Below are 9,154 nucleotides of genomic sequence, written 5' to 3'. Positions count from 1 at the left end.
TGAGGCCGTGAGGAGCGATCGCGCAAACCATCGACACCTTCCGCGCGGAAGCGTTCGACCCATTTGGCGACCGTCTTCGCTGTGGTGTTGAACTGACGGCCGGCCGCGGCCTTGCTCAGCCCGCCGTCGACTACGCTCCGCGCCATCGCCTCTCGACCTTTCGGTGTCAGAGGCGCATTCTTATGGGTGTCCATTCGGTTCTCCCCTCAGAATCTGAAGCTTCAGCAACCTCAGCTTCCTCGGTCAGGGCCGAATGGACAACCTCCTGAAAGCTCACATCTAGAGCCGAACCGGAACGCTTGCGCGAAAATCCCGCGGCGTGGTGCCATGCTTGTTCTTGAACGCGCGTGCAGCGTGAGCGGCATCGGCAAACCCGCATTGATGCGCCAATCTCGCGATCGAAATGTTGGCCAGCGAAGCCTGCCGCAGCAGGTTGCCTAACAGCTCGACCCGCAGATGAAGGACATGCCGTTCGAACGTGGTCTCGCGGTCGGCGAAGATGCGATGGAAAGTCCGCTCCGAGATGCCGAATTCGGCGGCGAGCGCCGGCACTGGCCGGACAGCGGCGATATTGGCCCTCAGATAGGTATCGATCAGGCGGAACAGGTTGGGACGGCTGAGTTGATGGCTGGCGCCTGCGGCAAGACGCAGCAGAGCCGACAAAAAGGCAACGATATCTGGCTCCTCCTGTCGCTCCGGTGCATCGGGCAAGGAAATCGCGTTGCGAACCATCGCGGCAATCGAACGCGCAACGGCCCCGGATAGCGGCACAGGCTTGGCGCATAATCGCTCCGCGCCGGGAATGGACCGCAACAGCGGCGCGGCGGGGACGGTTGCGATCAGCAGTTCCGCGCGCTGTTCGGGGCCGAACAGCCGATCCTCGAACGGACGCCGCGCGTCATAGAGCACGCCATATCCCGGATCGATCGTGCCCTCGTTGCCGGCTTGCATCATCGCGCTGCGCCCGCGCCGCTGAAAATCGAACATGAACTCGTCCGAGCCGGCCCGGCTCACCAGCCTGGCATCGCGGGTGTAGCATTGCGGGCTGCTGTCGAAGCGCACGAGCTTGGCATCGCCGATCTCGACGAACTCGAAGTGGCCGCTGACGACGGTGGAGCCGAGCGGCCTGGTCTCGATGCTGGCGAAAGACCGGCAGATCGCCTCGGTCCAGAAGGCCTGACGCTCCGTCGGACGGATCGGGTCGGTGGAGACGCTGATCGGCATCGCGTGACGACATCCGGTTGATGAACCCCAGCGTCGCGCAGGATTGCTGGCTCTGGCAAGGGCCTAACCAGCGCCGGACGTGGCAGGTTCATTCAAGACGCTGCGCCCGGGCCGCCGTAACCTGCGGCCAGTTCCATGGGAATTCGGTCCGATATGATACCTACAAAGCCATCTGTCGGCACAGATGCCGATCACCCGCTCGACCCGCTCAGCGAGGCCGAAGTCGCACTAGCGTCCGAAATCTTGAAGAAAGAAAAGCGGCTCGGCCCGCACGCGCGATTTACCCAAGTGCAACTCGAAGAGCCCGCTAAGTCCGAAGTCCTCGGCTGGGAGCCGGGCGTTGCGCTGCCGCGGCGGGCTGCCGCCACCCTGTTCGACAGCAAGACCGGCGCGACGCATGTCGCCACCGTGGACCTTGAATCAGAGTCCGTGACGGCGTGGCGCGAATATTCGACCAAGGCCCATCCTTACGGCCAGCCGCCGATCACGATCGAGGAGGTGTTCAAGGTCGGCGACATCGTCAAGGCCGACGCGGACTGGCGGCGCGCGATGAAGCGGCGCGGTCTCGATGACAAGGACATCGAGCTGGTTCAGGTCGATCCGTTCTCGGCCGGCTATTTCGACCGCGAGGTGGAGAAGGGCCGCAGGCTGGTCAGCGCTGTGTCCTATTGGCGCAGGGATCTCAAGGACAACGGCTATGCGCATCCGATCGAGGGCGTGGTCGCGCTGGTCGACCTGATCGAGAACAGGATCGTCCATCTGGTCGACGAGCTCGACATTATTCCGATCCCGAAAACGTCGCGCAACTACGACCGGGCGTCGATCCCGCAAACGCGCAAGGACGTTAAGCCGCTCGACATCGTGCAGAAGGACGGACCGAGCTTTACGGTCGAGGGCTGGAAGGTCAGTTGGCAAAACTGGTCGTTCCGCGTTGGCTGGACCGCGCGCGAGGGCCTCGTGCTGCACCAGATCTCCTTCCGCGACGGTGCGCGCGAACGGCCGATCATTTATCGAGCCAGCGTCACCGACATGATCGTGCCCTATGCCGATCCGACCGCGAACCATTTCTGGAAATGCGCCTTCGATGCCGGCGAATATGGACTAGGCAAGCTCGCCAACGCGCTCGAGCTCGGCTGCGACTGCCTCGGCCATATCAATTATTTCGACGTGCCGGTCGCCGACGACTACGGCAAGCCCAGCATCATGAAGAACGCGATCTGCCTGCACGAGGAGGATTACGGGATCCTCTGGAAGCATTACGAATTCCGTAACGAGACGTTCGAGGTGCGGCGGTCGCGCCGCCTCGTCATCTCCTTCTTCACCACAGTCGGAAACTACGACTACGGCTTCTTCTGGTATTTTTATCAGGACGGCACGATCCAGCTCGAGGTCAAACTGACCGGCATCATTCAGACCGCAGCGATCGCCGCAGGCAAGGACTACCTATGGGGCGGCATGGTCGCCGAGAATCTCGGCGGCCCGACCCATCAGCACTTCTTCAATGCCCGCCTGCACATGATGCTCGACGGCGAGGGCAACACCGTCACCGAACACGAATTCCGCCCGCGGCCGTGGGGTACGGACAACCCATACGGCAACGTTTTCGATGTCACGGCCCGAACGCTCTCGCGCGAGCGCGACGCGGCCAGAGAGGCCGACGGGCGGACCGGGCGATACTGGAAGATCTGCAACCCCAACAGGAAGAATAGCGTTGGCGGTCCGACGGCGTATAAGCTGATGGCGCACAGTGCGCCCGCGATGCTGGCGCAGGAGGGCTGCTACATGACCTCGCGCGGCGGATTTGCGACCAAGCACATCTGGGTGACGCGCTACACCCCCGACGAGCGCTACGCGAGCGGCGAGTTTCCGAACCAGCATGCCGGCGGCGACGGTCTGCCGAAGTATGTCGCCCAGAACCGCACCATCGAAAACCAGGATATCGTGGTCTGGCACAGTTTTGGGGCGACGCATGTCTGCCGGCCCGAGGATTTTCCGGTGATGCCGGTCGAATATGTCGGCTTCACGCTGAAGCCGAATGGCTTCTTTGCCGAGAATCCGGCGATGGACCTGCCGCCCGACCGGAACGCTGCGAGCCGGGACAACCGTGACAAGGATTCGTGCTGCGGCTGACGATCCGCAGGTTTGCTGCTTCTTTTCATCAAGCAAGGAGGGCTGACCATGAATCGCAGGTACATGATCAGGCGAATTCGCTCGTGACCGCCGTCGGGGCGGCATATTCCAGGGGCTTGAATTGGACATTCGTACCGGCCGGCCGGTGACGCTTGCGTCGAACAGCATGGTGACGTCGCCGCATTCGCTGGCTTCCGCGGCCGGCATCGACGTGCTCCGCGCCGGCGGCTCCGCCGTCGATGCCGCGATTGCGACGAGTGCCGTGCTCGCCGTCGTCTATCCGCATATGTCCGGTCTCGGCGGGGACGCGTTCTGGCTCATTCACGACGGCGCCACCGGCGAGATCCGCTACCTCAATGGCGGCGGCAAGGCGGCAGCCACGGCTACGCTTTCGTCGATCGAGCAGCGAGGGTTGAAGGAAATCCCGCTGCGGGGAATCGTGCCGGCGACGCTCACGGTGCCGGGCGCCGTGGCGAGCTGGATCGAGGCGCACCATGTCCATGGGCGATTGCCCCTCCAGCGTGTGCTCGAGAGCGCCATCGGCTATGCCCGCGACGGCTTTCCGGTCACCGGCCGCCTCGCCAGCTTCATCGAGATGATGCGGGATGATCTGCTTGGGGATCGCGACGCCGCCGCGCTGTTCTTTCCGCAAGGGACGGCAGCGTGGCTAGGCGCGAAGCTCACCAATGCAAACCTTGCCCGCACGCTTCAGTCGATCGCGGATGGCGGATGGTCGGGCTTTTATCAAGGGGATGTCGCGGCTGAAATGGCGCGCTTTTCGGAAGAGAAGGGCGGCCTGTTTCGGCTGGCCGATTTCGGCCGGCAAAAGGCGATCTGGGGCGAGCCGCTTGCTGGCCGCTACCGCGACGTCACCGTCTTCAACACGCCGCCGCCGACGCAGGGCTTTACCGTGCTCGAAATGCTCAACCTCCTCGAGCCGCACGAACTGCACCGAAAGGATTTCCTCGGGCCCGATCATGTGCATCTCATGGTGCAGGCCAAGCAGATTGCCTATCACGACCGCGATCAGATGCTCGCCGATCCCTCCTTTGTCGAGGTGCCAGTCGAGCGGCTGATATCGAAGGAATACGCGTACCTGCGCGGCCGGCTAATCGACGGGAGGTCGGCATTGAAATGGGACATGGTCCCGTCCTTCGGCAGCCTCGCCGGCGACACGGTCTATGTCGCCGCTGTCGACCGCGAAGGCAACGCAGCGTCGCTGATTCAAAGCCTGTATGGCGCGTTCGGCGCCTGCGTGGTCGCGGGAGACACCGGCGTCATCCTGCAAAATCGCGGCGCGTATTTCACGCTGGACCGCAATCATCCCAATCGCCTCGAGCCTGGCAAGATCCCGCTGCATACGCTGATCGCCTCGATGGCCAAACGCGACGGCAAGCTCTGGAGCGTGCTCGGCTGCATGGGCGCGGATGGCCAGCCGCAAATTCAGCTCCAGCTTTACTCCGCCATGATCGATTTCGGACTCGATATCCAGGAAGCGATCGAGATGCCGCGATTTCTCTCCGGCCGCTTCGCGCTCGGCGAGGCGCGCGACACGCTGCATATCGAAGGGCGGTTCCCTATAGATACGATCGATGCGCTCGCACAGCGCGGCCACACCATCAACCGCTGGGACGCCTGGAACGAAATGGCCGGCCATGCGCATGGCATTACCATCGACCGGCCGAACGGCATGCTGAGCGGCGGTTCCGATCCGCGCAGCGATGGCGCGGCGATCGGTTACTAATTGTTGATCGGCGTCTCGCATTGGCTGGCCCTGCCGTTATGCGTTACCACTCCCTCCCGACAGGAGTGATGCCGATGCCGCTATGGACTTGCGAACAATGTGGCGCCCAGTTTCCCGAAAGTGCTGCGCCACCGGCCGCGTGCCCGGTCTGCGAGGACGAACGGCAATTTGTGAACTGGAAGGGACAGGCGTGGCTCACGCGCGAGGAATTGGCACAATATCACACGCTCGTCTGGCGTGACGATCTCGGCATTCCCGGCATCGGACTCAAACCGAGTTTTGCGATCGGACAGCGCGCGCTACTCGTGCGCGAGGCGGATGGCTGCGTGATGTGGGATTGCGTGCCGTTAGCCACGCCCGAGGCGATCGACTACGTCCGTTCACTTGGCGGTCTGAAGGCGATTGCCGTCTCGCACCCGCACTACTATGGCGCGGTCGCGGACTGGAGCGAGGCGTTCGGCGGCGTGCCGGTCTATCTGCACGGCGACGACCGCGCTTTCGTCACGCGGCCGCATCGGACAATCGTGCCATGGACCGGCGACAGTCACCGGCTCTCGGACGATATCCTGCTGGTACGAACCGGCGGACATTTTGCGGGTGCCACGGTCCTGCATTGGCGCGCCGGCGCGGAGGGCCGTGGTGCGCTGCTCACCGGCGATGTCGCGATGGTCGCGATGGACCGCCGCTCCCTCAGCTTCATGTACAGCTACCCGAATTACATCCCGCTCAATGCCGCAGCCGTGCGCCGGATCGCACGCGCGGTCGAGCCGCTGGCGTTCGACCGCACCTATGGCGCGTGGTGGGGCCGCAACATCGAAGGCAACGCCAAGGCAGCGTTCGAAATGTCCGTTCGGCGGTATATCGCAGCGATCTCAGGCATCGGCTAGCGGTTACCCGCGCCAACTGCGGCTGCGCCTCGCGGCATCGGCGCCTCGCGTTGCGCCGGCTGCAACGGGATGGCGCTCTTCGGCTCGCTGAGCCAGCCGGTGAGGCGCGACATCAGGCCGGCCTGCTCCACCGTCCGCGGCTCCTGCACGAAGGGATCAGTGTAGCATCGGGCGCCCGCAGCCTTGGCAATCCGCGCCACCGCATCGGTCATCGCCGGCGCGCCCGCGGTGTAGACCACGTCATCAGGCGTGAGTTTTGGCAAATGATCGGTCGGCCGGCCGCTGCGAACCGCGTGCGAGATGTTTTGCGGCTCCGATACCATCGGAATCAGCGTGACGTTGGGAAACAGCGCCAACCGGCACAGCGCCGCGTGCATGTAGAGCGAACGGATGCTTCGTGCCGCCACCACGAAGACCATTTCGCGCTGCGGCTGCTCCATGATCGCAGCGACCGCGACCGACCACATCGGGGCGAAACCGGTGCCGCTGGCGACGAGAACGATGCGCCCGGCATGGCCTTGCCTGAAAAAGGCGCGGCCGTACGGTCCCGTCAGCTTGACGCGATGTCCGGCGCGGATGTCGTGGCCCAGCGCCGACGATACCAGTCCGTCTGCGACCTTTCGGATGTGAAAGTGCAGGATGCGATCGTGGGGCCGGCCTTCCAGCGGATAGGTCGGGCTGTAGGACCTTGCCGGGAATCCCTGAAACTGCAGCTTGCAGTACTGGCCGGGAAGATAGTCGAGCGGCTTCGGCAGCTCGATGTCGACACCCACCACGTCAGGTGCGAGCTGAACAGTCTGCGCCACTTCCGCCGACAGCGCCACCGGCTCGGGCGCCGCCTCGATCGCGATTTCGAGATCGGAGACGATTCGGGCCTGGCAGGCGTGGATCATGTCGTCGCCCCGGCTATGGCCGCCGAATACCTGGCCGTCGACGAGCCGCACGCGGCAGGCGCCGCAAATTCCGGAACGGCAATCATGCGGAAGGTCGACCCCGTTCATCAACGCCCAGTCGAGCAGAAGCTCGCCGCGATTGGCCAAATACGGCTCGTTGTTAACAGTGACTTTGCAAATCCTTGACATTTATTCCACCTCGATACGAATAGGACGGACGTGCCGTGTATGTCTGATCTGGCTGTGGTCGAAAGCGGCGACCCGCATGAAGATGCCGGTCTTGATCGGCACGTCGAACTGGCTTGTGGTGTCGAGCCGACGCTTCACCTCGAGCGCCCAGTGGCCGGAAGCCCAGCGGGCTGCGCTTCTGATGTCGGCGCGGTCGCCTGAAAATTCGCCGCCGAGGATGACGCCCGGGATCACGGTCCCCGTCGGAATGCGGGCGTCGACGCTGGTCGAATACGGCACGGAATCCTGCTCGGTCATGAACCATCGCGCGCCGTCGCTTTCGCCGTGATTGGGATCGAGATCGATATCCCCCATCGCGTTCGTCGTGTCGGCGACGACTTTGGGCAGGCGCAGCGGAGCGATCAGCCGGCTGCGGCGCGGACCACCTGATGTATCGGCCTCGACAGTGAAATTGTCCCGGTAGTTTGCCGTGCCCGGATCGGGCGCAAAGCCGCCCTTGTACGGAACGACGTTTGCCGCCTGCATCGGGGTCGGGTCGAGCGGCGGTCCGAAATGCGTATCGTCCAGCCATCCGCTCGCGCCACTCGTGGCCTTCCACTGCCAGACGTCGGCATAGCCGGATGCCGTGTAATGCAGTCCGCGGCCGCTCATGGTGGCCGGCGCGCCGGCGACCGGCTGCGGCCCGGGATGAAAGGTTCGCCCACCCGCCAGCGTAACATCCGACGTGGTCAGCAGCACCGAAAACTTGTCTTCGTTGTACTGATGCTCGTCGCCAAGCTGGAAGCCGGAATGAAGCAGGTGCCATCCATCGGCCTGCTTGACGAGCGGCAGGTGTTTTAGCGAGCGCGTCGAATCTTCCCAGGTGAAGAGGAAATAGGCATAGGTGCCGTCATGCACCGCGCGAATTTCGATTCTGGTTTCGCCCTTGCCGTCGAAATTTCCGCCCTCTCCGGTCAATAGCGAGAACGGCCTGACGCCGCGCCAGGCCCGATCGGATGTGTCGCCGTCGAGGACCGGCGCGTCGGCGGAATTGATGCGGCGAATCTGAACACTGTCCACCGCCAGCCGATCGGTAGCCACGAGGAGCGAAGCGCCGGTGATCGCAGCGGCGGCCGCCACGAGGAACGGATTGGCCTGCAGCGTCGGGTTTCGCGATCTCGAAGGCCCGGCATGGGATCGCGGCGCCGGATCCAGCTCACGCGTCCGATCGCGGCGCGCCTCTGCGCCGGGCTGCAGTGGATGCGATGCAACCTCGGGCGGTGGGTCTTCGGATTCCGGCGCCCGCGCCGATCGCTCGGCCAGCAGCCCCAAGAGCTCGACGGCATCGAGCCGCGGCGGCGGTGCCGGCAATGGGGCGGGACGAAAAATGCGCAGCAGTTGCGAGATGCCGCCGCTCTTGTATTGGGTCAGGACATGAAGGGCGACAAAGGCGAGGATCACCCAGGTCCCTACCCAGTGCAGCATCGCCACGTCGTAGCCGGAGTAGAAGCCGAAATAGAGCGCGCCGCCGCTGACCAGCAAACCGAACATCGTGACGAAGAAAATCCAGTACATCAGGGCAATCACGGCGCTCAACCTGGCCTGTCCGCGGCCGAACAATCCGCGCAGGCGAACCTTGTCGAGCTGGACGCGGCGTCCAAGGCCGGAGCGCAGCATGTAGACGACGTAGCCGATCGCCACGGCGACCAGGACGACGGCCGCCTGCATATGGGCGATCCATACGCTGTCGCGCGGCAGCACGGCGTCGAACCAGTTGATCCAGGTCCGGTCAGGCGTTTCCGTCGCAATGCGTAAGCCGGTGACGAGCGCAACGGCGAATGCGGCCACGAACGTCCAGTGCAGAATGATGGTCCCATAGTCCGTCTTACGCTGCCTCACACACGCCCCGCTACTTCACTTACCGAACAGCAACTATTGGCGCCGATCCCACCAACCGCCGATGTCGCTGCCGTACCCTCGATGGCGCTCAAAGCGTCGGTGAGACCATCGTCCAGATTGTTCCTTGCGGGCCAGGCCGGTGATGAGCTCCTTTGCGCCCGCCGCGTGAGCCGGATCGGCGAACGCGTTTCTTGCTTTGATGTATCGGC

General features: G+C 63.9%; 7 protein-coding genes. 3 read left to right on the top strand and 4 right to left on the bottom strand.

All coding sequences use genetic code 11. The features are described from left to right. Positions 1-194 (bottom strand): helix-turn-helix domain-containing protein (locus YUO_RS45170; protein ID WP_028350516.1); only part of this gene is annotated, 194 nt, incomplete at its 3' end. Positions 195-279: 85 nt separating this feature from the next. After that, positions 280-1,224: a helix-turn-helix domain-containing protein gene (locus YUO_RS0129575; protein ID WP_028350515.1), complete on the bottom strand. Its 945-nt coding sequence runs from the start codon at positions 1,222-1,224 to the stop codon at positions 280-282. A gap of 153 nt (positions 1,225-1,377) precedes the next feature. Here YUO_RS0129575 and YUO_RS42075 point away from each other — a divergent pair, with 153 nt between their 5' ends. The 3 genes from YUO_RS42075 (at position 1,378) to YUO_RS0129560 (ending at position 5,985) form a co-directional block, all read left to right on the top strand. After that, entirely contained in the window at positions 1,378-3,354 is a 1,977-nt protein-coding gene (locus YUO_RS42075; RefSeq protein WP_035727916.1) for a primary-amine oxidase, read from the top strand. Positions 3,355-3,475: 121 nt separating this feature from the next. After that, a complete protein-coding gene (gene ggt / locus YUO_RS0129565) occupies positions 3,476-5,098 on the top strand; it encodes a gamma-glutamyltransferase (protein WP_028350514.1) in 1,623 nt (540 codons plus the stop codon). 74 nt (positions 5,099-5,172) lie between these two features. After that, positions 5,173-5,985 (top strand): MBL fold metallo-hydrolase, encoded by an 813-nt coding sequence (locus tag YUO_RS0129560; protein WP_028350513.1) that lies wholly within the window; start codon positions 5,173-5,175, stop codon positions 5,983-5,985. Here YUO_RS0129560 and YUO_RS42070 read toward each other — a convergent pair. Both YUO_RS42070 and YUO_RS0129550 read right to left on the bottom strand, forming a co-directional pair. Beyond that, complete coding sequence (locus YUO_RS42070) at positions 5,982-7,067, bottom strand: 2Fe-2S iron-sulfur cluster-binding protein (protein WP_051379706.1); 1,086 nt, start codon at positions 7,065-7,067, stop codon at positions 5,982-5,984. The two genes, YUO_RS0129560 and YUO_RS42070, sit on opposite strands and share 4 nt — an antisense overlap. Continuing rightward, a complete protein-coding gene (locus YUO_RS0129550) occupies positions 7,068-8,945 on the bottom strand; it encodes an ethylbenzene dehydrogenase-related protein (RefSeq protein ID WP_028350512.1) in 1,878 nt (625 codons plus the stop codon). Positions 8,946-9,154: the final 209 nt, after the last annotated feature.

The sequence above is a fragment of the Bradyrhizobium murdochi genome (genome assembly GCF_000472965.1).
GTDB classification, from domain to species: domain Bacteria; phylum Pseudomonadota; class Alphaproteobacteria; order Rhizobiales; family Xanthobacteraceae; genus Bradyrhizobium; species Bradyrhizobium murdochi.
This window is presented reverse-complemented; position numbering and strand designations above follow the sequence as displayed.

Coding starts and splice junctions, on each gene's coding strand:
- YUO_RS42075 (WP_035727916.1), top strand. CDS start 1,378: ATGATACCTACAAAGCCATCTGTCGGCACAGATGCCGATCACCCGCTC.
- YUO_RS0129560 (WP_028350513.1), top strand. CDS start 5,173: ATGCCGCTATGGACTTGCGAACAATGTGGCGCCCAGTTTCCCGAAAGT.
- YUO_RS42070 (WP_051379706.1), bottom strand. CDS start 7,067: ATGTCAAGGATTTGCAAAGTCACTGTTAACAACGAGCCGTATTTGGCC.
- YUO_RS0129575 (WP_028350515.1), bottom strand. CDS start 1,224: ATGCCGATCAGCGTCTCCACCGACCCGATCCGTCCGACGGAGCGTCAG.